The sequence below is a fragment of the Photobacterium sagamiensis genome, from assembly GCF_050337085.1.
GTDB classification, from domain to species: domain Bacteria; phylum Pseudomonadota; class Gammaproteobacteria; order Enterobacterales; family Vibrionaceae; genus Photobacterium; species Photobacterium sagamiensis.
Genome location: NZ_JAKJSP010000012.1, coordinates 214,529 through 237,610 on the forward strand (window position 1 = coordinate 214,529; position 23,082 = coordinate 237,610).

General features: G+C 47.8%; 19 protein-coding genes. 13 read left to right on the forward strand and 6 right to left on the reverse strand.

Translation table 11 applies throughout. The features are described 5' to 3' along the window. Positions 1–9: 9 nt before the first annotated feature. Both L4D76_RS03265 and L4D76_RS03270 read right to left on the reverse strand, forming a co-directional pair. Positions 10–579, reverse strand: coding sequence for a PilZ domain-containing protein (locus L4D76_RS03265; RefSeq protein WP_428439499.1), 570 nt, complete (start codon positions 577–579; stop codon positions 10–12). A gap of 39 nt (positions 580–618) precedes the next feature. After that, complete coding sequence (locus L4D76_RS03270; protein ID WP_428439500.1) at positions 619–774, reverse strand: hypothetical protein; 156 nt, start codon at positions 772–774, stop codon at positions 619–621. On the opposite strand from L4D76_RS03270, the gene lolC reads away from it, so the two are divergent. The 3 genes from lolC to lolE are packed head-to-tail and all read left to right on the forward strand — an operon-like array spanning position 766 to position 3,900. Beyond that, positions 766–1,974: a lipoprotein-releasing ABC transporter permease subunit LolC gene (gene lolC, locus L4D76_RS03275; protein ID WP_428439501.1), complete on the forward strand. Its 1,209-nt coding sequence runs from the start codon at positions 766–768 to the stop codon at positions 1,972–1,974. The two genes, L4D76_RS03270 and lolC, sit on opposite strands and share 9 nt — an antisense overlap. Then, the gene (lolD, locus tag L4D76_RS03280; protein WP_428439502.1) at positions 1,967–2,656 is read left to right on the forward strand and encodes a lipoprotein-releasing ABC transporter ATP-binding protein LolD; all 690 of its coding nucleotides are present in this window, start codon (positions 1,967–1,969) and stop codon (positions 2,654–2,656) included. The genes lolC and lolD overlap by 8 nt, the downstream gene beginning before the upstream one ends. Beyond that, positions 2,656–3,900 (forward strand): lipoprotein-releasing ABC transporter permease subunit LolE, encoded by a 1,245-nt coding sequence (gene lolE, locus L4D76_RS03285; protein ID WP_428439503.1) that lies wholly within the window; start codon positions 2,656–2,658, stop codon positions 3,898–3,900. The genes lolD and lolE overlap by 1 nt, the downstream gene beginning before the upstream one ends. 282 nt (positions 3,901–4,182) lie before the next feature. Here lolE and L4D76_RS03290 read toward each other — a convergent pair whose 3' ends face one another. Further along, a complete protein-coding gene (locus tag L4D76_RS03290; protein ID WP_428439504.1) occupies positions 4,183–4,692 on the reverse strand; it encodes a DUF2062 domain-containing protein in 510 nt (169 codons plus the stop codon). A 94-nt stretch (positions 4,693–4,786) separates the two neighbouring features. Between L4D76_RS03290 and L4D76_RS03295 the strand changes: the two genes are divergently transcribed. The 5 genes from L4D76_RS03295 (at position 4,787) to kdsB (ending at position 10,949) form a co-directional block, all read left to right on the forward strand. Next, on the forward strand, positions 4,787–7,129 hold the full coding sequence (locus L4D76_RS03295) for a DNA internalization-related competence protein ComEC/Rec2 (RefSeq protein WP_428439505.1): 2,343 nt from the start codon (positions 4,787–4,789) through the stop codon (positions 7,127–7,129). A 122-nt stretch (positions 7,130–7,251) separates the two neighbouring features. Further along, on the forward strand, positions 7,252–9,009 hold the full coding sequence (msbA, locus tag L4D76_RS03300) for a lipid A ABC transporter ATP-binding protein/permease MsbA (RefSeq protein ID WP_428439506.1): 1,758 nt from the start codon (positions 7,252–7,254) through the stop codon (positions 9,007–9,009). Next, on the forward strand, positions 9,009–10,043 hold the full coding sequence (gene lpxK, locus L4D76_RS03305; RefSeq protein WP_428439507.1) for a tetraacyldisaccharide 4'-kinase: 1,035 nt from the start codon (positions 9,009–9,011) through the stop codon (positions 10,041–10,043). Before msbA ends, lpxK begins: the two co-directional genes overlap by 1 nt. Next, on the forward strand, positions 10,024–10,203 hold the full coding sequence (locus L4D76_RS03310) for a Trm112 family protein (RefSeq protein WP_428439508.1): 180 nt from the start codon (positions 10,024–10,026) through the stop codon (positions 10,201–10,203). The genes lpxK and L4D76_RS03310 overlap by 20 nt, the downstream gene beginning before the upstream one ends. Next, a complete protein-coding gene (gene kdsB / locus L4D76_RS03315; RefSeq protein WP_428439509.1) occupies positions 10,203–10,949 on the forward strand; it encodes a 3-deoxy-manno-octulosonate cytidylyltransferase in 747 nt (248 codons plus the stop codon). The genes L4D76_RS03310 and kdsB overlap by 1 nt, the downstream gene beginning before the upstream one ends. Before the next feature lie 70 nt (positions 10,950–11,019). Here the strand turns inward: kdsB and L4D76_RS03320 are convergent, their stop codons facing one another. Then, on the reverse strand, positions 11,020–12,582 hold the full coding sequence (locus L4D76_RS03320; RefSeq protein ID WP_428439510.1) for an MFS transporter: 1,563 nt from the start codon (positions 12,580–12,582) through the stop codon (positions 11,020–11,022). Then, a complete protein-coding gene (locus L4D76_RS03325; RefSeq protein ID WP_428439511.1) occupies positions 12,582–13,610 on the reverse strand; it encodes an HlyD family secretion protein in 1,029 nt (342 codons plus the stop codon). Before L4D76_RS03325 ends, L4D76_RS03320 begins: the two co-directional genes overlap by 1 nt. 311 nt (positions 13,611–13,921) lie before the next feature. Between L4D76_RS03325 and L4D76_RS03330 the strand changes: the two genes are divergently transcribed. Beyond that, positions 13,922–14,518: a TetR/AcrR family transcriptional regulator gene (locus tag L4D76_RS03330; RefSeq protein WP_428439512.1), complete on the forward strand. Its 597-nt coding sequence runs from the start codon at positions 13,922–13,924 to the stop codon at positions 14,516–14,518. 126 nt (positions 14,519–14,644) lie between these two features. Here L4D76_RS03330 and elyC read toward each other — a convergent pair whose 3' ends face one another. Then, the gene (elyC, locus tag L4D76_RS03335; RefSeq protein WP_428439513.1) at positions 14,645–15,463 is read right to left on the reverse strand and encodes an envelope biogenesis factor ElyC; all 819 of its coding nucleotides are present in this window, start codon (positions 15,461–15,463) and stop codon (positions 14,645–14,647) included. Between the two features lie 120 nt (positions 15,464–15,583). Here elyC and cmoM point away from each other — a divergent pair, with 120 nt between their 5' ends. The 4 genes from cmoM to mukB are packed head-to-tail and all read left to right on the forward strand — an operon-like array spanning position 15,584 to position 22,880. Next, the gene (gene cmoM, locus L4D76_RS03340) at positions 15,584–16,360 is read left to right on the forward strand and encodes a tRNA uridine 5-oxyacetic acid(34) methyltransferase CmoM (protein WP_428439514.1); all 777 of its coding nucleotides are present in this window, start codon (positions 15,584–15,586) and stop codon (positions 16,358–16,360) included. A 31-nt stretch (positions 16,361–16,391) separates the two neighbouring features. Next, a complete protein-coding gene (gene mukF / locus L4D76_RS03345; RefSeq protein WP_428439515.1) occupies positions 16,392–17,714 on the forward strand; it encodes a chromosome partition protein MukF in 1,323 nt (440 codons plus the stop codon). After that, positions 17,695–18,420 (forward strand): chromosome partition protein MukE, encoded by a 726-nt coding sequence (gene mukE / locus L4D76_RS03350; protein ID WP_107281427.1) that lies wholly within the window; start codon positions 17,695–17,697, stop codon positions 18,418–18,420. Before mukF ends, mukE begins: the two co-directional genes overlap by 20 nt. Further along, positions 18,420–22,880, forward strand: a complete 4,461-nt coding sequence (gene mukB / locus L4D76_RS03355; RefSeq protein WP_428439516.1) for a chromosome partition protein MukB — start codon at positions 18,420–18,422, stop codon at positions 22,878–22,880. Before mukE ends, mukB begins: the two co-directional genes overlap by 1 nt. Positions 22,881–23,082 lie beyond the last annotated feature (202 nt).

Genomic DNA, 23,082 nt, shown 5'->3' on the forward strand with positions numbered 1-23,082 from the left:
GAGTCTTAATTATGCATCTGTTCGCTGTTGGGCGCGTTGGCGCAGAAGTTTTTGTTGGATATTCAGTGCAGCACGGATCAGTAGATCCCGATCTTCTTCTTGCAATCGATTGTAGCGCAGCGTCACTTCAAATTTGTCTTCACTGGCTTCACAGTTGCTCACCTCGGCATAGCAGTAGATTGCTGCGGGAGGATGGTCTAAAAATAGCTTAACGCGAACAGAGTTGCCGACAATAAAAGGCGTACCTGAGAGGTAGGTGAGTTTACTGGCACCAAAAGTTTCGGTGATGTACCGAATAGCCGGATCATCCTGTTGAGATAACACAAAAGAGAGTAACAAGTTGATTTTACTGTTTTGTGCAGCGAGATACGCTAATAAAGCTTTACTTTCATCTTTGCCAAATCCCGCGAGTGACCGATCGGCGCTCTCTTCAAGGCCAATGCACTCACTGGCGACACGAAATAGAGGCGGGATTTCCTTAATAAACTCAAGCYCATCGGGTAAACGTTCGTCACCGTCGAGTGGCTCAACATTTATGGTTAGCCCGGTATGGACTGAAAAATACTCATCCTGATTCATGTCGCACTCATGATTAATTAACTATTATTCGATTATCACTTAGGTATCGCATTCGAGCAAGTAAACAGAACTGACCGTATAGATTTTACTCACTGTTTTTGCATTACTTTTGCGCCACTGAATGGTAATCACTGTCTGCAACAGGTATTCTTGCATTAATCCCCATAAGGACGATTTCTCAATTCTATGTTTCATCCAGTATCTTTTTTTATCGGTCTGCGCTATCTGCGAGGTCGTTCCGGTGACCGTTTCAGCCGTTTTGTCTCTTATATGTCGACGGCAGGCATTACGATTGGCGTTTTATCGCTGATAACCGTACTGTCTGTCATGAATGGCTTCGAACAGCAACTGAAGCAGCGAATTTTGGGGGTGTTGCCGCAGGCAGTGATCTCTCAACCCGATCACCGAATGATCATTTCGAGTACGCCTCCGCCGTCATTAGAACAATTACCTCATGTAACGCGTGTTACCCCGATCACCCGAGGTGAGGCGGTGCTGCAAAGTGCATCTTCATTAGCCGCCGGTAGCCTGATGGGGATTGACCCCAAATTTTACGAGCCTGTCGCATTTAATATGACACGGGGTAAATTAGAGAACCTGACACCAGGCAGCTACCGCGTCGTTATCGGTCAGGCATTGGCCATTCAGTTAGGTGTCCAAGTCGGTGACAAAGTTAGGCTGATGGTAACCAGTGCGAGCCAGTACACGCCGTTAGGGCGGATTCCCAGTCAGCGAAATTTTCAGGTGGAAGGGATATTTAACACCGGTTCTGACGTCGATAAGCAACTGATCCTGACGAATATTACCGACGCCGGAAAACTCCTTAGGTTTAAAGCGGATCAAATGTCAGGCTGGCGTCTGTTTTTAGATGATCCATTTGCTGTGACTGAGCTGGCGAAAATGACGATGCCTGATGACTGGATATGGTCAGACTGGCGCGAGCAGCGTGGTGAGTTGTTCCAGGCGGTAAAAATGGAAAAGAACATGATGGGCCTAATGCTGGGGCTGATTATTGGTGTCGCCGCCTTTAATATTATCTCTGCTTTGATCATGGTGGTAATGGAAAAGCAAGCCGAAGTCGCCATCTTAAAAACTCAAGGTATGACCAATCGCCAGGTACTGGCGGTATTTATGGTTCAGGGCGCGAGCAGCGGTGTTATTGGTGCGATTAGTGGCGGCCTTTTAGGTATGGTATTGGCACTCAACCTCAATACCGTGTTGTCTGTACTGGGTGTGCAACTGTTGATGATGGGAGGATCATTGCCTGTGGTGGTTGAACCTGTGCAAGTCATTATTGTTATTCTGGGCGCTATTTTTCTAAGTTTACTAGCGACCATTTTCCCTTCTTATCGAGCGGCAACTGTTTGTCCTGCAGAGGCACTGCGTTATGAGTAATTCGTTATTAGTTTGTCATGGTTTACGTAAAGTGTACCGTGAAGCTCAGCTTGAAACAGAGGTATTGAAAGGCGTTAGCTTTGCTATTGATACCGGTGAATTGGTTGCGATTGTTGGTGCATCGGGATCTGGTAAAAGTACCTTATTACACCTGCTTGGTGCATTAGATGAACCGACCGGGGGGGATGTGTTTTTCAAAGGCCAAAAGCTCAATGCGATGAATGCCAATAAACAGGCCAAGATCCGTAATCAGGAACTTGGTTTTGTTTACCAGTTTCACCATCTGCTGTCTGATTTCAGCGCGATGGAAAATGTCGCGATGCCTCTTTTGATCGCTGGTATTGCGACGGAAAAAGCACAAGCCAAAGCCAAAGAAATTCTTGATTTGGTTGGTTTGAGCCACCGTTATGAACATCGGCCCTCTGAATTAAGTGGCGGGGAGCGTCAGCGTGTGGCTTTTGCCCGAGCGTTAGTCAATAACCCATCGGTCGTGCTGGCCGATGAACCGACAGGTAACCTGGACCATAAAACCGCATTAGAGATTTACGATCTGATGCGTAAGCTCAATAAAGAGTCGGGGACGGCTTTTCTGGTCGTCACCCATGATACCGAATTAGCCGCCAAGCTTGATCGCTGTATGCACATGCAAGATGGTGAGTTAGTTCAGGTAGAGGTAGCCTGATGTTTCGACCGTTATCGCTTTATATCGGCAGTCGTTTTAGCCGTGCCAAACAACGTAACCGCTTGGTGTCGTTTATCTCGATTTCTTCCACCTTGGGTATTGCGGTTGGCGTCGCAGTGATCATCATTGGCTTATCTGCGATGAATGGTTTTGAGCGTGAATTGCAAAACCGGGTGCTGGCGGTTATTCCTCATGGCGAGTTGGAAGCGGTAGAGCCGCCTTTTACTGAGTGGCAATCGGTACTGGAAACCGTCAGGCTGCACCCTAGAGTGACGGGGGCGGCACCGTATATTTCGTTTACGGCTTTATTAGAAAAAGGTAGCAACTTAAAAGCTGTGGAAGTTCGGGGGGTGGATCCGCAGTCTGAAACGCAGATCAGCGCGATACCTCAATATGTGAAAGATAATGCCTGGCAGCAACTGTCTGCGGGAAAGAAACAGATCATTCTTGGTCAGGGCGTTGCTGAAAAATTGGGTATCGATGTCGGCGATTGGATCACGGCAATGATCCCGAATTCTGATCCGGCGCTGAAGCTTAAAGCACCGCATCGTATTCGCTTACAAGTCGCGGGTTTGCTGGCCTTAGGTGGCCAGATTGATCATAATTTTGCCTTGGTTCCTTTAAGCGATGCTCAGCAATATCTATCTATGGGTGAGGGCGTTTCCGGAATTTCGATCAATGTCGATAAAGTGCTGGATGCCCAATATATCGTGAAAGAAGTGGGCTTTACCTTACCCGTGTATGTCTACTTGAAAAGCTGGACACAAAAGTTTGGTTATCTTTATCGTGATATCCAGATGGTGCGGACCATTATGTACCTGGTTATGGTGCTGGTGATTGGTGTTGCCTGCTTTAATATCGTATCGACCTTGATGATGGCGGTGAAAGATCGTGCCCCGGATATCGCTATTTTACGCACGATGGGTGCAAGCGATGGTTTAGTGAAATCTATTTTTATCTGGCATGGTATTTTATCTGGTGTCGTCGGAAGCCTGATTGGTTCGGCGATAGGTTCACTCGTGGCGGTAAACCTGACCCGTCTGATACAAGGTTTAGAAGGCCTTATTGGCCATCAATTTCTGTCCGGTGATATCTATTTCGTTGATTTTTTACCGACCGAGCTGGCGATGCAGGATGTTGCCATTGTCACCATGACGGCCATTGCATTAAGTTTACTGGCAACCTGGTATCCGGCCAGACGAGCCAGTGCATTGCATCCGGCGCAGGTGTTGAGCGCCAAATAGCGACATATCATTTAACACGCAGGATCTCGTATATAGAATACAAATCGGTAAATTTAAAAGCGGAGCAGAGGCTCCGTTTTTTTATGTCTATAAATCGCTCTGGAGGGTGAATAGTGTGAGTAGCCGCCAGATAATGATGCGTTCACGCTGAGTGCCGATAGTCTTAGCGTTAATTCACTCTCATTTCTGGCTCAGGGGGGCTGAAGTGGTTTGGGTATATGAGTTAATAAGGCCTCGCTGTGCGAGGCCTTTCATCTTTGAATATACAAAGTGTTCATATTATTAGCGGGATTTACGCTTGTTCCAGCTTCGAACGACAGAGTAGCGCCATAGACCTCGGATACCAAAGTAGCCCAGCAGCGCGAACAGCATACTACTGACAAAGCAGCCCAACAGGAATGGAGGACCAATTTGGCTCATCTGGTGCAGCAGAAATTCCCAGGACAATTCAAAGTGAAAAGGCTGATGGGGCGTATTCATCAGCCAGGCACCCACTTTATAGGCACCAAAAAAGAGCACTGGCATGGTGATTGGGTTACTGATCCACACTAAAGCGACAGACAAAGGCAGGTTCACACCAAGGAGAACAGCCAATCCTGCTGCCATGATCATTTGACTGGGCAGAGGAACAAACGCCATAAACAGACCGACAGCAAAGGCCCCCGATGCCGAACGGCGATTCAGGCACCACAAATTAGGGTTATAGAGTACATTGCCAAATATCTTCAGAGCTTTCTGGCGCTTAATAAGCTCATGGCTTGGCAAGAAACGTTTAATAAATAGTCTTGGCATCGTTATACATATGTTCTTAAAAGCAAAGGTTTTTAAAAGCAATGGCTTTAAAACTAACGGTTTTAAAATTTATGGTATTTAAGGCAATACAGGGATGAATCAAGCCACTTTCGGTATTGCTTTGGGTCTTTTATCACTTCATTGGTGGCTATTTATTCCAGAGTATCTCTGGTTTATTACAGCCTTAATGATAAGTGGTGTAGTTTCTTATTATTCGCGAACCCGTTTTTTGATCTGGGCCACTGTTGGCGCTATTTTGGCTAGTTTTGCAGCGATTAGCTATTCAACTGCGGTAAAAACAGTACCTGTTGAGCGTGGCAATATTACCATAGTTGGCCAGGTTAGTAGTCTATTAAATGAAAATATCCCCAGCTCTAAAATAGATTTTATTCTCATATCGGTTAATACGCAGCCAGTCTCCTCTTTCTACCCTCTGCGGGTGCGCCTTGACTGGCCGCAAGCACCTGAATTGAAACAGGGTGAAACCTGGCAACTCAGGGTAAAACTGCGTCGTCCGTACGGGCGTTTAAACAGTGCCGGATTTGATGCAGAACAGTACTATATCGGTCGTGGCCTTCATGGCCGGGGTACAGTTATATCCGGCCATAAATTAACGCCAGTTTTTACCCGTGAAATTGATGATTCCTATGACTCTCGGACCTTGAGGCAGCAAACCTTTGATCGGGCGATGATCGTATTGGCTGATAAACATCATATGCCGTATCTGATCGCCTTGGGTTTTGGTGTTCGGGATGCCTTAGGTGAGCATGACTGGTCGCGCCTTCGGGACAGTGGGTTAGCACATCTGATGGCTATCTCTGGTTTGCATATCGGTCTGGCAATGCTGCTTGGCTGGTGGCTGGGAAGTAAAGTGAAAGCGTTGCTGCCAGATCACAATTTCTTAGTATGGTTACCTCTATGGTGCGGTTTATGGAGTGCATTCGGTTATGCATGGCTGGCGGGTTTTAGTTTACCGACCCAGCGCGCTTTGCTGATGAGTAGCATTGTGATGGTGTTAATCCGGTTTAGGGTGCACTGGGCGGGCTGGCAAGTGTTTATCGTAGCTCTGGCAAGTTGTTTAGTGCTTAACCCATTGGGATCGTATGCAGCAGGTTTTTGGATGTCGTTCGCCGCCGTGATGATTTTGTATCTGGCCAATCTCAGTGGTATGCGGACTCAGCCATCGGCAACAAAAGCCCGGGATCGGTGGTGGAGCAAAGTGAAGGTGCTCGCCCTGCTGCAATGCGCATTGTTGGTTTTTATGTTACCGCTACAGTGGCAGTGGTTCGGCGGTGTCTCGCTTTTTGCCCCGGTCATTAATTTTTTTGCGGTGCCCTGGGTGAGTACCCTGACAGTGCCTATGGTGTTGGCTGCTATCGCGACATTATGGTGGCCGGGACTGTCGAATTTATTCTGGTTACTCGCGGATCTAACGCTTTACCCGGTGATGTGGTTAGCTGATTTATCAGCAGGAACCTGGTGGGCGGTATCATCACAATGGCTGCCGTATGTCTGGGGGATTATGGTGGGATCGATGTTGTTATGGTTTCTGCCATGGCAGTTATTTAAGTGGCTGCATCTCTCGGTACTACTGGTCATTATCAGCTGGCGCGGCGAGATATTTGTTCAGCCTGCAGTGCCAGAGACATCAGCGTCGGACTGGAAGGTAGAGATGCTTGATGTCGGGCACGGTCTTGCGGTGCTGATCGAACGTAATGGCAAGGCTGTTTTGTATGATACCGGCGACAGGTGGGAACAAGGCAGTATCGCTTCGGCTGTCATAGAGCCTGTATTGCGTAACAAAGGCATTTATCAACTCGACGGCCTGATTTTAAGTCATGCCGATAGCGATCACGCTGGTGGTGCCGGGCAAGTGATAAACCGGTTGCAACCGGGCTGGAAGAGAAGCAGTGATTATCGGGATGGTTTTCTTTCTTGCGTAAAAGGCACCCACTGGGAATGGGAAGGCTTAGACTTTACCGTGCTTTGGCCACCGAAAAGGGTCTCGCGTGCTGCCAATCCACATTCGTGTGTGATCCAAGTCAGCGATCAGGCAATCAGCGACACAATAGCGACAACAGTGCTGTTAACCGGGGATATTGATGCGATATCTGAATTGTTGCTGGTCCGTCAGGTGCCAGATCTAAACCCCGAGATTGTGTTTGTTCCCCATCATGGCAGTACGACCTCCTCGACGGAGACCTGGCTAGCGGGCATGTCTCCTGATTACGCATTGGTTTCTGTCGCAAAACATAACCCCTGGCAACTACCATCGGATGAGGTCAAACAACGGTTTCTTGCAAAAGGAACGATCTGGCTCAATACCGCAGAAACAGGGCAGGTATCAATATCAATTAATAGTGGTGAGCTTAATGTTCAGCGATACCGGCAGGATGTTTCTGATTCCTGGTATCGACGCTTATTTTATTCCGATTAAATACAAACAATTATTGATTGTACAAAAAGCAACCTGGCCAAGCATTGATACCGTAACTTATTTGGCGCATTTGCCGGTTAGGAGTAGAATGACCAGAATTGTTTTTAAAAAAACTGGTTTTCATGACGCAATCTACAGAACAATCTACCTCGGTCACGTATAAGCGACTCTGGCCATATATCAGCATTTATAAGGCCGGTTTAACGGTCGCGGTTATTGCACTTATTATTAATGCACTGGGTGATACCCTGATGCTTTCGATGATAAAGCCGCTTCTTGATGAAAGTTTTGGTGGCTTCGATCAGATAGAGTCAGATTTTCTAACCATGATGCCATTTTATTTAGTTGGATTAATGTTCCTGCGTGGTGTCAGTGGTTTTGTTTCGACTTACTGCCTGTCCTGGGTATCCGGCAATGTGGTGATGAATTTGCGTCGCCAATTGTTCAACCACTTTATGAAAATGCCTGTCAGCTTCTTTGATAAAGAATCGTCAGGTAAACTCCTCTCTCGTATTACCTATGATTCAGAGCAAGTTGCCGCTGCCACCAGCAGTGCATTAGTGAGCATGGTACGAGAAGGGGCGTCAATCATCGGTTTGATGGCTTTGATGTTCTGGAACAGCTGGGAGCTGTCCGCCATTTTGCTGGTTATTGCGCCTGTTGTTGCAATCAGCATTCGGGTGGTATCAAAGCGTTTCCGTAAAATTTCCAAAAATATGCAAGATGCAATGGGATCCGTCACCTCTTCTGCCGAGCAAATGCTGAAGGGCCATAAAGTGGTATTAAGTTATGGTGGCCAACAGGTTGAGAGTGCGCGTTTTGATGCCGTGAGTAACCGCATGCGCCAACAGACTATGAAGTTGGTATCTGCTCAGGCGACGGCCAATCCAATCATTCAGCTTATTGCATCGTTTGCGCTGGTTGTTGTTCTTGTATTAGCAAATTCAGAGTCTTTACGAGCAGAGTTAACGCCAGGTACTTTTGCGGTTGTTTTCGGTGCTATGTTTGGCTTGATGCGTCCATTAAAAGCCCTTACTAACGTCACATCACAGTTCCAGCGTGGTATGGCTGCCTGTCAGACCTTGTTTGAACTGGTGGATCTGGACGCTGAAAAAGATAACGGCCAGCATCATGTTGAGCGCGCGAAAGGTGACATTGAAGTGAAAAATGTCACCTTTACCTATCCAACCAAAGATGCACCGGCATTGCGCAAGATCAGCTTCTCGCTTCCTGCGGGTAAGACCCTGGCCCTGGTGGGTCGTTCCGGTTCCGGTAAAAGTACCATTGCCAACTTGTTGACCCGTTTTTATGACATTGATTCTGGTGAACTTTGTTTAGACGGTCACGATGTTTGTGACTATAAACTGTCGAATCTGCGTGATCAGGTCGCAGTTGTCTCGCAGAATGTTCACCTGTTTAACGATACCATCGCCAATAATATCGCCTATGCCAGTGGTGATAACTACAGCCGGGCTGATATTGAAAAGGCCGCTGAACTGGCTTACGCGATGGACTTCATCAAAGACATGGATGAAGGGCTTGAGACCATTATCGGTGAGAATGGTGTCAGTCTTTCTGGTGGTCAGCGCCAGCGCTTAGCGATTGCTCGTGCGTTATTGCGTAATGCACCAGTGCTGATCCTTGATGAGGCGACTTCTGCTCTGGATACTGAATCGGAGCGTGCCATTCAGTCGGCACTGGATGAGCTGCAAAAAGATCGTACCGTACTGGTGATTGCCCACCGTTTGTCGACAATTGAAAATGCTGATCAGATCCTGGTTGTTGATGATGGCGAAATTATTGAGCGTGGTACGCATGCCGAGCTGATTGAACATGACGGTGCTTACGCCCAACTTCATCGCATTCAATTTGGTGACTAATGGCCACGCTCATTGAAAAAATCTGGTTCCAGCGCCACCCTCGCGGGCTGTTGTTGTTATTGTTTGTGCTGTTGTGGCCAGTATTCTGGCCGCTAAGTAAACTGTTTGGTTTTATCAGTCAGCGACGCCGTATGCAGTATCAATCCGGTAAGAAAGCCTCTTATCGGGCACCTCTGCCTATTGTTGTAGTGGGTAATATCACTGCTGGTGGCAATGGTAAAACGCCGGTTGTTGTCTGGCTGGTGGAGCAATTGCAGGCTCAAGGTTTGAAACCTGGTGTCGTGTCCCGTGGTTATGGCGGAAAAGCACCGTATTACCCCTATTTCGTTGAGAACCAGACCTCAACCGATATAGCTGGTGATGAGCCGGTATTAATCAGCCGCAGAACGGGGGCGCCTGTTGCCGTTTCGCCAAAGCGTGCTGAAGCGGTAAGAATGCTGCTTGAACATGATGTTGATGTCATTATTACCGATGATGGTTTGCAGCATTATGCCTTAGCGCGAGATATTGAAATTGTTGTGATAGATGGTCAGCGTCGTTTTGGTAACCAGCAGCTGATCCCGTTGGGCCCGCTACGTGAAACCTGTACAAGATTAACTGACGTTGATTTTTTGATTTGCAACGGTGGGCAGGCTCAGGCCAGTGAAGCGCCGATGCAACTTAAGCCGTCACAGCTAATTAACCTGAAAACCGGATCGCGTTGCGACGTAACAGATCTGGAAGATATTGTCGCAATGGCTGGAATTGGCCATCCGCCACGTTTCTTCAATACATTGAATGAGCTGGGAGTGAACCCTGTCCATTGTCAGCCTTTTGCTGATCATCAGGCATTTTCAGAGAATGCGTTAAACCAATTGGCCCAGCAGGGGCAGCATTTAGTAATGACAGAGAAAGATGCGGTGAAATGCCACACTTTCGCACAATCAAATTGGTGGTATTTACCTGTAGACGCAGTGCTGCCAGAATCTGATGCACAAGCCATTATTAACCGGATTATTGAGGTAAAGGAAGAGTATGGATCATCGTCTGCTTGAAATCGTGGCATGCCCAGTTTGTAAAGGCAAATTGAACTACGATAAAGATAAGAGTGAACTGGTATGTAAGTTCGATCGCCTTGCTTATGCGATTGAGGACGGCATTCCTGTGTTGCTGGAAGTAGAAGCTCGTACGCTAAGTTCTGACGAGGTTAAATAATGTCATTTACGGTCATCATTCCGGCTCGCTATCAGTCGACCCGTCTGCCGGGTAAACCACTGGCTGATATTGGTGGTAAGCCAATGATTCAGTGGGTTTATGAGCAAGCCTGCAAAGCCGGTGCCGAGCAGGTTATTGTGGCAACCGATGATCAACGCATTGTTGATGTGGTGAAAGGCTTCGGTGGTGAAGTGTGCCTGACCCGTGCCGATCATGAGTCTGGCACCGAGCGTTTGGCTGAAGTTGTCGCGAAGTATCAACTTGCTGATGACCACATAGTGGTTAACGTGCAAGGCGATGAGCCGTTGATCCCTGATACGATTATCCGTCAGGTGGCAGATAACCTTGCTAATAACAATGCCCCAATGGCGACATTGGCCGTTGAGATTGATCACCCTGATGAAGTATTCAATCCAAATGCGGTGAAAGTTGTAACGGATAAAGATGGTTATGCGCTGTATTTCAGTCGTGCTTCTATCCCCTGGGACCGTGATAACTACGCAAAACAACCACAAGAAATTCATCATAACCTGATGCGTCATATTGGTATCTATGCGTACCGTGCCGGCTTTATTAATACCTATATTAATTGGGAGCCAAGTACGCTGGAAAAAATTGAAGCGTTAGAGCAGCTTCGTGTGCTTTGGTACGGTGAAAAAATTCATGTTGATGTCGCTATTGATGCGCCGCCAGCAGGTGTTGATACGCCGGAAGATCTTGAAAAAGTCAGGGCATTGCTCGGTTAAAAACGAAAAGACTATAATAAAAAAGACCACTCATTTGAGTGGTCTTTTTTGTGTGAGTTATCCCAATTGACTAGTGAGCCTCGATATCATCTTCTTTATGGTGAGGCTGGTTGTTGGCCCACTTCATGGCGATAACCATAATCGGCACCAGAAGGGCAATTGAGAATATAATCCACTGGAAGTTGTTGACTCCGGCTACTGACATAGCCTGAGTTTTCAATTGACCGCTTAACAGTACAGCGGTGTGTTCCGGGCCCGGGTTGATCATCCCCTGCTGCAGCAAATCGGCTGCCATTTGTTGGTGCTGAACAAAGGTCCCGCTGCTGGCATTGTAGTTTTCGGCTAGCTTACTGACCGAATCCACCGTTTCTATATACATCAACCGCGAAAATTCAGTGATGGCAAGTAACGAACCCAAGTTACGGAACAGATAGAACCAGGTAATTCCTTCGGCCACCTGATGTTTGGGAAAACTGCGTAAGATATGGACAGTCAGGGTGATATTGAGGATACCTACCGCTAGCCCTTTGAGCAGTAGTGCTGGCCAGAGATCGGATACACCGCTGTGGGCATTGCTGCCAGCAAGCAAGACACAAGCCAAGAGCATAATTGAGACGCCCGCCGGGATCACGTTTTCTGGGTTTCTTTTTGGGTTGCAGGTCGCTATCAGCGCAATGATCAGGCCGCCAAGCATACCGGCAAAGCCAATCATTTCCAGCTCGCCCAAATGTTCATGGCTATAGTGCATGACTTGGGTGACATAGGTTGAAATCAGGAGCGTGGTTCCCAGGATGACAAAGCCTGCCACTGCAGCATCGAGCATACCCGCCTTTCCATGAGGATTGGCCAGAGCGTTAAAGCGAAGATATTCTCCTTTACCCCAACGGCGTCGCATAGCAATGATCGCTGCTGCACCGAGTACGAGGGTCAGCAAGGTGAGTTCGACGATTTCCGGATCGCGGAACCAGTTAAAGCGCTCGCCTCGCAGTAACAGGTAAGTTACGCCACAGATAAAACCGCTTAGCAGCACTGCCTGCAGAAAATTAAAGCGGATTTTCTGGCGCTCATCGGGGCAAGGCCAGTGGCCGAATCGGGCCCAATAGAGCATTCCTATAAAGGGCACGACCTGAACGGCAAAGGACCAGTGCCACAGATTGTTTTCGGCCAAATGTGAGAGGAAATAGGGATAGATACTCAGCGGGATCAATACCACGCTGAACAACATCACGCCTTCAACAAAAGCAATGGCACGATAACCCAGATTGCGCAATACAATGGCATGGGCAAACAGTAGCAAGAAGCTGGCAGAGACACCGTGACCAAACCAGGCCATCATTTGCGGGGCCGGGCTCATCCACAGGCTGCTGATCAGGGCGCAGATCAGGCCGATCCCGGCACCGAGCCGGAACAGAGCACGATAGCCGATACGGTAGGACAGCCAGGCTGCCAGGGGAAAGGCCGCCAACTGTCCGAACATGTTCAGGGTTTTGAACCAAGAGGCTTCGTCTGCCGACAGGCCTAATGTCCCGGCCATTTCCGCAGCTCCGGTGGTATAGATCTCACCGGTTACCCCCTGCGGGAAAAGTGCCAGCAAGGCCAGGGCAAGAATTGCAAAGGGTTGAATTTTCATCATTAGGCCTTGTCGTTGGTATCAACTTCGACTTCGGCAGACAGACCGGGAACAACTCTGCCGCGAAGCTCATCAGGTAGCTGAATAGAGATCTTAACGGGTACTCGCTGGACAATTTTGACGAAGTTGCCGGTGGCATTGTCGGGCGGAAGCAGGCTGAATTGCGCGCCGGTGGCAGGCGAGGCACTGATCACATGTCCCTTGAGGTGGTAATTAGGAAAGCTATCTAAGTTGATATGAACTTCCTGACCAGGGTAGATGTTGGTGATCTGATTTTCTTTGTAATTAGCCTCGATCCAGATATCGTCGACCGGCACTATCGCCAGCAGAGGGTTCCCCTTGTTGACATAGCGACCGGCACGAACCATCCGGTTGCCGACTACACCGCTGATTGGTGCCCGAAGCTCGGTATCTTCCAGATTCAGCTTCGCCAGATCCAACGCAGCGTCGGCTTGATTGCGTTGGGCGATCATACGCTCCCGTTCGGTCTGCAGGGTAGTTAGCTGCTGTTTGGCAGCAGCCAGCTGCAATTTGGTGGCATCAAGATCGGCACTGGATTGCTGCATCCGGGTTTTCTGGGCGTCATAGCTTGATTTCGAAATCAGCTTTTTGCGCAGCAGATCGGAAAAACGTCGCCACTCTTTATGCTGGAGATCTGCATCAGCTTTGGCTGAAGTGATGCGGGTAGCCGCTTCATCGATATTGACCATTTGCAGTTTTATACGCTCATTGACATTAGCCACAGTCGCTTCAGCCATAGCGAAGGCGCTTTTAGCCTGATCCCTGAGGGCGATGTAGTCGCGTTTGTCGATTTCAGCCAGCAGTTCACCGGTCTGGACATACTGGTTATCGGTAACATATACCTTGGTTACGACACCAGCAACCTCGGCACTGATCTGGGATATTTCTCCGTGTACATAGGCATTGTCGGTCGACACCATGCCCGGCGTTGGTGCCAGGTAATAGTAAAATCCTGTAACAGCGCCCGCTAACAAACTTGCAATAACGCCTTTCTTGATCTTTGTCTTCATAGTCACAGCCATAATTAACACAGTACGATACAATATCTCGTAACTAGGGTTAGGGATTATTCGAGAGGTCCCACGGTGAAGTCTCACAGTGTTCATAACCATTATCGAGAGTAGCGATGCTCGGCATTGGTGCCAGTAAGAAATAAAGTGCAGCAGCGGCTGCAATAAAAAAACTGAACATAAGGCAATGCAGAATCATCGTTTTCATAATTTTATTTAAATATGATACTATACGGTACAGTATCATAATGTAGTGTTATGGGTGTTGCAACCCCTAACGGAATGAAATAGTACTAAGGAGTATCATTGTAATGCGTCCGTCAAGCTTGAAGAAACGTCAGCGCTATCTGGAAGTTGCGACCGAGCTTTTTCTTGAACAGGGTTATGAAGCTACCGGTTTGGATCAATTAATCGAGCGTTGTGGCGGTTCAAAACTGACTCTTTACAGCTATTTTGGTGATAAGAGAGGCTTGCTAAAAGCAGTCGTCCATGAAGTCACGGAGCAGTTGGGCGAAGCGTTGAAGTTTGAAGCAACTGAGGAAGAGGAACTTAAAAGCCAATTGATGATGTTTGCATGTAACTACATGAAATTCATATACGCCCCTAAAATGTTGAAATTGTCTCGGTTGGTATTGGCACAAAATCAACAGGAGCCGGAGTTAGTCAGTTATTTTCTCGAACGAGGTGCCCATCATTCTCAAAGCACCGTACAAGCATTTTTGGAACAGCAAGACCGCTTGGGTCGGTTGCATATTGATGACGCGTTTCTGGCCTGTGACCAATTATTGGGGGCACTTAAAGGTAACCGCCATATTGAGGCGTTGTGTACCGATCGAGTGATGAATGAGCAAGAGATGACGCGTTATGCTGAACATGCAATTAATGCTTTTTTGCGCAGTTATCAATAATACCAATCGGGATAACGCGTTTCGCCGCAAAGAAAAAGGCCAGTAATACAAGTATTACTGGCCTTATCTAATCAATTATTTAACTGACAAAAGAAGATAGTTAAGGTATCTGTATTTCGGCATCGCCTATAATGTTTCTGCCGGACTATCAGCGGATCGCTTGTGAGTTTCAGCTTTTTTTGTATCCGTTGCCATATTACGTATCTGTTGCCACCATTGCCCCATAGTCTCATGCCAGTAACGTTCTGTTTGTTCAAGATATTTTGCTTTTGGCGCGTATCTTTCCCACGGTTGCTTAATTTTATTGCTCGCCAGGAAATTGGTTGGTGCCGGGGTTGGATTCAAACCCGCCTGTTTAAATTCGTATAATGCGCGTGACATATGGCTGGCAGAGGTGACAAGCACCAGTTTTTTACTGCCAACAACAGATGCCGCCTGGAAGGCTTCCTCCCAGGTATCACGAGCGGTTTCCAGCAGTAAAATATCTGTTTTGTTGACCCCTAACGCGAGAGCGACTTTCGCCATCATTCGAGCCTGGCTTATCGCAGTACCGCCGCCATAGCCAGACAGGATCAGCTTTGAATCCGGGAATAAACGATAGATCCGTATTCCCTCGGCCAGACGCATTAAGGCCGTGCGGGAAAGTTCCGATGTGATCGGCATCGCCTTATCGATAACATGGCCACTACCAAGTACCATGATGTAGTTGACGGGCGTTGAAGACGGCACAAAAGGTTGATGTTCACGCTCTAGCGGCCTCAGCAGACTGGTAGCAACCGGCTGGAAGGACACAAGGAAGATACCCAAAAAAGCAAAAGCAATGAAACAGGATGCGAGACCTTTTCGTCGGGTAAACCATAATACCAATAGCCCGATGAACCCGAGAATGAGCATCGCGGGCAAGGGCATGAGTAAAGCAGATATCATTTTTTTTAGTTCAAACATGCAATGTAGTCCGAAATTTCAGCAGTTGAGCTTGAAAAAGCATCACAAGCCTTTATTCCTTTAACGCTTGTGAGAAAATAAGCCCCATTTTTAGAATCGCCATCATAACGTAAAGCTGACGTGATTGAAGATCGAAATTTTGATGATTTATCGCAAAAATTTGCGAAAAACATTTATGGAACTGCCAAAGGGCAGATCCGCCAGACAGTCGTCTGGCAAGACATAGAGCAGATTCTTGCTGTGCTCAATGACGTAACACCGCTACGTATCCTGGATGCCGGCGGTGGGATCGGGCAATTGTCGCAAAAAATTGCACAGCGTGGTCATCACGTCACTTTATGTGATCTTTCTGGTGAAATGCTGAAATTAGCAGAGCAAGAAATTGCTAAAAAGGATCTGCTTGAGCAATATCGTCTGGTTCATTGTCCGGTGCAACAGATTGGCGATCATCTTGAACAGCCTGTTGACCTGGTGCTATTTCATGCCGTCATGGAATGGTTGGCTGATCCAATGGCTGTGCTTGAGACGTTACTCGATCAGGTAAAACCTGGCGGGGTTATCTCTGTCATGTTTTACAACTACAACGGTTTGCTATTTAAAAATCTTGTTTGTGGCAACTTAACGCATATCGAAGAAGGAATGCCTCACCGTAAGCGTTTTAAATTACAGCCGCAGCAAGGTATCAAGCCTGAAGAGGTGTATAGTTGCCTGGAAAATGCCGGGTTAACGATTTTAGGTAAAACGGGTGTACGTACCTTCCACGACTATATGCAAAACCATATGGTCGGTGATTACAGTTTTGAACAAGTTCTTGAGATGGAGCAACAGCTTTGTCGTCAGGAACCCTATTTGTCTCTTGGCCGCTACATTCACGTGTATGCCCAGAAGCCTTATTAATAAAATGATATGACAGCAATAAGGACAACGGATGAGTGAAGTATCCCAGACCGTTCCTGAGTTGGTTAATTGGGTTAAGCAACATGACTTTTCGCTTAACCTACCAACCGAGCGGCTGGCGTTCTTGTTGGCGATTGCGGTATTAAGCGGCGATCGCTTTGATGAAGAATTAGGGGAAAGCGAGCTGGTTGATGCGTTCCGCATCGTGAGCGATATGTTCGATCAGTCGAAAGAAACCCTGGCCTTTCGTGCCAATAACGCCATAAACGAACTGGTACGCCAGCGCTTAATTACGCGTTTTACCAGTGAAGTCACTGACGGTGCAAGTATTTACCGTCTTAGCCCATTAGCGTTGGGCATTACCGATTACTACATCCGCCAGCGCGAATATTCGACGCTGAAATTGTCGATTCAGTTGGCCATGGTGGCCGATGAAATTAACAAAGCGGCTCAGGCAGCAAAAGAGGGCGGTGATGAAAAACATTGGCGCCAGGACGTTTACGCTGTACTGAAGTATTCGGTCGCTGAAATTTTCGATCGAATCGATTTAAACCAGCGCACTATGGATGAACAGCAGCAACAAGTGAAAACGGATATTGCTGAGCTGTTAAACCAGGACTGGCGTGCGGCGATTACCAATTGCGAAAGCCTGCTGAATGAAACCTCCAGTACATTGCGTGAACTGCAAGATACTTTGCAGGCAGCGGGCGACCAATTGCAGAGTCAGTTACTGGCGATCCAGGAAGAAGTGCAGGGTAAACCTGAGTTAGATTTCATTGATGGAATGATCTTCATTCTACAGATGAAACTAGATCGCATAATTAACTGGGGTCAGCAAGCGATTGATTTGTGGATTGGTTATGACCGTCACGTTCATAAGTTCATTCGAACCGCGATCGATATGGATAAAAACCGGGCCTTCAGCCAGCGTTTGCGTCAGTCTGTGACCGATTATTTTGATGATCCATGGTTACTGACCTATGCCGATGCGGAGCGCTTACTGGATATGCGTGATGAAGCCTTGGTACTACGTGATGATGAAGTCATGGGTATCGTGCCGGAAGAGATGGAATTTGAAGAACTCAGCCTCGTCAATGATCAGCTCGCTGAGCAGGTTGCCGAGATGCTACAAGCCCATAAAGAAACAGGTGCAGCCATTAATTTGAGCCTGCTTCTGAAAGATTATTTGGCTCAACACCCATACGCGCAGCACTTTGATCTGGCGCGAATTGTGATTGATCAGGCAGTACGACTCGGTTACTCAGAATCGGATTTCAATGCGATTCAGCCTGATTGGGAAGCGATTAATGAATACGGAGCCAAGGTACAAGCCAATGTCATCGATAAATATTGAAGAATTTATGCCTGAAAAGCTGGCAAAAGCAATTGCTAACCCTCTTTTCCCGGCGCTGGATAATGCACTTCGTTCTGGACGTCATATTTCCAGCGAAGATTTAGACAACCATGCTTTGTTGATTGAATTTGAACAAGAGCTGGGTATGTTCTACCGCCGCTATAATGCGGAACTGGTACGCGCGCCAGAAGGTTTCCTTTACTTGCGCCCGCGTTCAACCTCACTGATCAGCCGTTCGGTTCTGTCTGAAATCGACATGCTGGTGGGTAAAGTGCTGTGTTTCCTTTACCTCAGCCCTGAGCGCCTGGCCCATGAAGGCATTTTCACTAATCAGGAAATGTTTGAAGAGTTACTGGCACTGGCAGATGAAAACAAGCTGATGAAGCTGGTGACTAACCGTGCGAGTGGTTCTGACTTAGATCGTGAAAAACTGTACGACAAAGTGAAAACATCACTTCGTCGTCTTCGTCGTATCGGTATGATCATCCCAATTGGTGAAAATGGTAAATTCCGGATCAGTGAAGCGGTATTCCGCTTTGGTGCTGATGTACGCACCGGCGATGATGTCCGTGAAGCCCAACTGCGTCTGATCCGTGATGGTGAAGCCGTTGTTCATCAGCAAGAGCCTAGTCAGTCAAGCCTGCTAGATGGCACAGAACAACAAGAATTAGAAACCGAGTACGCAGGACTGGAGGGCGAAGCCTAATGGAACGCGGTAAGTATCAATCGCTCACAATGGTCAACTGGAATGGTTTTTTTGCCCGTACTTTTGACATTGATAATCTGGTAACCACGTTATCTGGCGGTAATGGTGCGGGTAAATCCACCACCATGGCAGCATTTATTACCACCTTGATCCCCGATCAAAGCCTGCTTCACTTCCGCAATACCACAGAAGCGGGCAGCTCGAATGCTTCACGTGATAAAGGCCTGCACGGTAAATTGAAACCGGGCGCATGTTATGCGGCCCTTGATGTGGTTAACTCGAAAAAACAGCGCATTGTTTTTGCAGTGAAATTGCAGCAAGTGGCTGGTCGAGACAAAAAAGTCGATATTAAGCCATTTATTATTCAGGGCTTACCCTCACATATCAAACCAACTGAGTTGCTGGTTGAAACCTTGTCTGAAAACCAGGCTCGTGTTCGCCAAATTAGCGAAGTAAAAGAAATCGTTGGTGAATATGAAGGTGTGCAGTTCAAAGCATTTAACTCGGTAACCGATTACCATGTTCAAATGTTTGAGTTCGGTGTATTGCCGAAGAAACTGCGTAACAGCCAGGATCGCTCTAAGTTCTACCGTTTGATTGAAGCGTCACTTTACGGGGGGATTTCCAGCGCCATTACCCGTTCATTGCGTGACTACCTGTTGCCACAAAATACCGGTGTTAAGAAAGCCTTTCAGGATATGGAAGCAGCTTTGCGTGAAAACCGCCTGACGCTGGAAGCGATCAAGCTGACACAAAGCGACCGTGATCTGTTTAAACACCTGATCACAGAAGCAACCAATTACGTGGCAGCAGATTATATGCGCCATGCCAATGAGCGTCGTCAGAAGCTGGAAAAAACGCTTAGTCTGCGTGGTGAGCTATTAGGTTCACGCCAGATCTTAGGCGATCAGCAAAAATCGCTGATCAATATGACCGGTGAACTTGATGAGCTGACAGAGCGCGAAGGGGCGCTGGAGCAGGATCATCAGGCGGCTTCTGATCATCTGCAACTCGTGCAAACTGCAGTTCGTCAGCAAGAAAAGATCGAGCGCTATAAAGAAGATCTTGAAGAGCTGACAGAACGTCTTGAAGAGCAAGTGATGGTGGTGGAAGAAGCCGCTGAACAACTTGCGATGACGGAAGAGCAGGCGCAACTGACGGAAGAAGAAGTTGATAGCCTGAAAACCCAGCTGGCTGATTATCAGCAAGCGCTGGATATGCAGCAAACCCGCGCACTGCAGTATCAGCAGGCTGTTCAGGCGCTTGAAAAAGCCCGTCAGCTTTCTGGTGATGATGAGCTTCTTGCTGATAATGCACCCGCAGTGCTTTCTCAATTGAAGCAGCAGCAAGAGTTACAAACAACCGCATTGCTGGCGCTGAAACATAAGTTAGATATGTCATCAGCTGCGGCGCAGCAGTTTGATAAAGGCCTGCAGATTGTGACCACGATTGCAGGTGTGATTGATCGTGCTACAGCGGGTAACAAAGCGCGTGAACTGATTGCCCGTGCCCGTCAGCTTCGTAGCGTTGCTGAACGTGGTGAGCAGCTAAAAGCACAGTATCGCGATCTTGAGCGTAGTATTCGCAATCAGCGTCAGGCAACGGAGCTGGCTGCAACCTATAGCAAGCGTTTTGCAACGGCAATTGACAGTGAGCTGGCGCTGGCTGAAGAGCAGGCGCGTCACGAAGCGACGCTGGAAAGCCTGGAGCAAGAACAAGATCTGCTGGTTGAACAACGCAGCGACTTGCGCCGTCATGAGCAAACATTGGCTGCACAGATCAAAACACTGGAAGCGACAGCCCCTGCATGGATAGCAGCATCTGACGCGTTAGAAAAGCTGGCGGAACAGTCTGAATTGGAGTTGTTCGATAGTCAGACCGTAATGAATGCTATGCAGGCGACACTGGATAAAGAGCGTGTAGCGTCAGCAAACCGTGACCAACTGGCTGTGCGTAAGCAGCAGCTTGAAGAGAGTATTGAACGCCTAGCTCAACCGGGTGGTAGTGATGATTCACGTCTGAGTGGATTGGCTGACACCTTAGGTGGCAGCCTGCTTTCAGAAATCTATGATGATATTACTCTGGCAGATGCGCCGTATTTCAGTGCTATGTATGGCCCGTCACGTCACGCCATCGTCGTTCCCGATCTGAAAGGCATCAAAGAGAAATTGAGCGCCCTGGATGATTGCCCGGATGATTTGTATATCATCGAAGGTGATGTCGATTCATTTGATGACAGTGGTTTTGATGTCGACGAGTTGGATGGCGCGATATGTGTTCATCTTAATGATCGCCAATTGCGTTATTCTCGTTTTCCTAAAGTGCCGCTGTTTGGTCGTGCTGCCCGTGAGCAACGTCTGGAACAGCTGCGTGACGAGCGTGAGCAAGTTGTCGAAAATCATGCAAAAGCCGCATTTGATTCGCAAAAACTGCAACGCTTGTACCAGAGCTTCAATAGCTTTGTGGCAACCCATATGGGCGTGGCCTTCAATGCCGACCCTGAAGCTCAGCTGAAGGTCGCTCGCGACCAGCGTAATCAGGTTGTACGTCAACTGACCGATGTGGATGCCAAAGAGCAGCAGCAACGTAGCCAACTTGTCGCTGCACGTGAAGGTTTAGCATTATTGGGTAAACTGAATCCGGTCGTTAACCTGCTGGAAGATGAAACCTTAACCGAGCGTTTCGCCGACGTTGAGCAACAATTGTCCCACCTTGATGAAGCGCGTAATTATCTTGACCGTCATGGTAAAGCTATTACTGAGCTTGAAGGTCTGGTCTCTGCACTTGATGCCGATCCCGAGCAATTTGATGCACTTCAAGCAAATTATGTTGAAGCTGATAGCGCACTTCAACGACTGAAAACACAGATATTTGCGGTTGCTGATTTGGTTGAGCGTCGTCACCATTTTGGTTACGCCGATTCTGTTGAGTTGCTTAATAAGAGCTCAGAGCTGAATGAACAGCTGAAAGCGAAATTGGTTGCAGCAGAGCGTGAACGTACACGCTGCCGTGAAAGCCTGAAACAAGCGCGTGCTCAGACGAACCAGTACAACCAGTTATTTGCATCACTGAAGAGTTCGCACCAGGCAAAACAGGAAACGGTTCAGGAATTTGAACGTGAACTGCTAGAACTGGGTGTTCGTGCCGATCTCGAAGCAGAAGAGCGGGCGCGTGTGCGTCGAGATGAACTCAATGAGCGCCTGCATAGCTCTCGTGCTCGTCGTAGCCAGTTGGAAAAAGCAATTACATCAATCGAGCTTGAAATGAAAGGCTTGATGAAGCGTCTGCGCAAAGTCGGTAAAGATTATCAAGAGATCCGTAAGCTGGTGGTGAATGCCAAAGCAGGCTGGTGTGCAGTACTGCGCCTGGCGCGCGAAAGTGATGTTGAACGTCGCTTGCACCGCCGTGAAATGGCGTATATGTCTGCCGATGAACTGCGTTCGCTGTCAGATAAATCACTGGGTGCCCTGCGTCTTGCTGTTGCTAATAACGAAGACCTGCGGGATGCATTACGTGCATCAGAAGATGTCTCTCGTCCGGAGCGAAAAGTACTGTTCTATATCGCAGTGTATCAGCACCTTCGCGAACGGATCCGTCATGACATCATTCGTACTGACGATCCGGTTGAAGCGATCGAAGAGATGGAAGTGGAACTGGCTCGTCTGACTGAAGAACTGACAGCGCGTGAACAGCGTCTGGCAATCAGCTCTGACTCTGTCGCTAATATCATTCGTAAAACGATCCAGCGTGAACAGAACCGTATTCGTATGCTGAACCAGGGTTTGCAAAATATTGGCTTTGGTCAGGTTAATGGTGTGCGACTGAACGTGAAGGTACGGGATACCCACGAATCATTGTTAACGGGTCTGGCTGAGCAGCAAGATCAGCATCAGGATTTGTTTGGTAATAACCGTCTGACGTTCTCTGAAGCCATCGCAAAGCTGTTCCAGCGTCTGAATCCGCATATCGAAATGGGTCAGCGTTCACCGCAAATCATGGGTGAAGAGCTATTGGATTACCGCAGCTACCTGGAACTGAGCATTGAAGTTAACCGTGGTACAGACGGCTGGCTACAAGCAGAATCGGGCGCATTATCAACGGGTGAAGCGATCGGTACCGGTCAGGCGATTCTGCTGATGGTAATACAAAGCTGGGAAGAAGAATCACGTCGACTGCGGGGTAAAGACATTATCCCATGTCGTCTGCTATTCCTTGATGAAGCGGCTCGTCTGGATGGCAAATCAATCGCCACTTTATTCGAGTTGTGTGATCGTCTGGACATGCAGTTATTGATTGCAGCACCAGAGAATATCAGTCCGGAAAGAGGCACCACCTACAAGCTAGTGCGTAAGATCTTCAAAGATCGCGAACACGTACATGTGGTGGGTCTGCGTGGATTTGGTCAAGAGGCTAAGCCTCAACTCAATATTCAGGAAATGCTAGAACTTGATCCTGCATAATCCCAATCATACCTAATATGATTATCTGTTAACGCGGTAATCAATAATCAAGGCCAGTATGAATTCGTTTAAACGGATCGACTGGCCTTTTTTTATCTTTACGACTAAAGAGATGTACGAATAACGCCGACAAGCATGTCTTGAGAGTAAGATCCTTTTCTCATTATTTAATAACACCTTCGATAAATATTTGGCGCTCTCA

Excerpts from the sequence above, each read along its gene's own strand:
- L4D76_RS03270 (WP_428439500.1), bottom strand. The coding sequence starts at position 774 with ATGAAACATAGAATTGAGAAATCGTCCTTATGGGGATTAATGCAAGAA.
- L4D76_RS03320 (WP_428439510.1), bottom strand. The coding sequence starts at position 12,582 with ATGATGAAAATTCAACCCTTTGCAATTCTTGCCCTGGCCTTGCTGGCA.
- L4D76_RS03330 (WP_428439512.1), top strand. The coding sequence starts at position 13,922 with ATGCGTCCGTCAAGCTTGAAGAAACGTCAGCGCTATCTGGAAGTTGCG.
- lolE (WP_428439503.1), top strand. The coding sequence starts at position 2,656 with ATGTTTCGACCGTTATCGCTTTATATCGGCAGTCGTTTTAGCCGTGCC.
- lolD (WP_428439502.1), top strand. The coding sequence starts at position 1,967 with ATGAGTAATTCGTTATTAGTTTGTCATGGTTTACGTAAAGTGTACCGT.
- mukE (WP_107281427.1), top strand. The coding sequence starts at position 17,695 with ATGTCATCGATAAATATTGAAGAATTTATGCCTGAAAAGCTGGCAAAA.
- L4D76_RS03295 (WP_428439505.1), top strand. The coding sequence starts at position 4,787 with ATGAATCAAGCCACTTTCGGTATTGCTTTGGGTCTTTTATCACTTCAT.
- L4D76_RS03310 (WP_428439508.1), top strand. The coding sequence starts at position 10,024 with ATGGATCATCGTCTGCTTGAAATCGTGGCATGCCCAGTTTGTAAAGGC.
- L4D76_RS03290 (WP_428439504.1), bottom strand. The coding sequence starts at position 4,692 with ATGCCAAGACTATTTATTAAACGTTTCTTGCCAAGCCATGAGCTTATT.
- L4D76_RS03325 (WP_428439511.1), bottom strand. The coding sequence starts at position 13,610 with ATGAAGACAAAGATCAAGAAAGGCGTTATTGCAAGTTTGTTAGCGGGC.
- lpxK (WP_428439507.1), top strand. The coding sequence starts at position 9,009 with ATGGCCACGCTCATTGAAAAAATCTGGTTCCAGCGCCACCCTCGCGGG.
- lolC (WP_428439501.1), top strand. The coding sequence starts at position 766 with ATGTTTCATCCAGTATCTTTTTTTATCGGTCTGCGCTATCTGCGAGGT.
- mukF (WP_428439515.1), top strand. The coding sequence starts at position 16,392 with ATGAGTGAAGTATCCCAGACCGTTCCTGAGTTGGTTAATTGGGTTAAG.
- mukB (WP_428439516.1), top strand. The coding sequence starts at position 18,420 with ATGGAACGCGGTAAGTATCAATCGCTCACAATGGTCAACTGGAATGGT.
- kdsB (WP_428439509.1), top strand. The coding sequence starts at position 10,203 with ATGTCATTTACGGTCATCATTCCGGCTCGCTATCAGTCGACCCGTCTG.
- msbA (WP_428439506.1), top strand. The coding sequence starts at position 7,252 with ATGACGCAATCTACAGAACAATCTACCTCGGTCACGTATAAGCGACTC.
- elyC (WP_428439513.1), bottom strand. The coding sequence starts at position 15,463 with ATGTTTGAACTAAAAAAAATGATATCTGCTTTACTCATGCCCTTGCCC.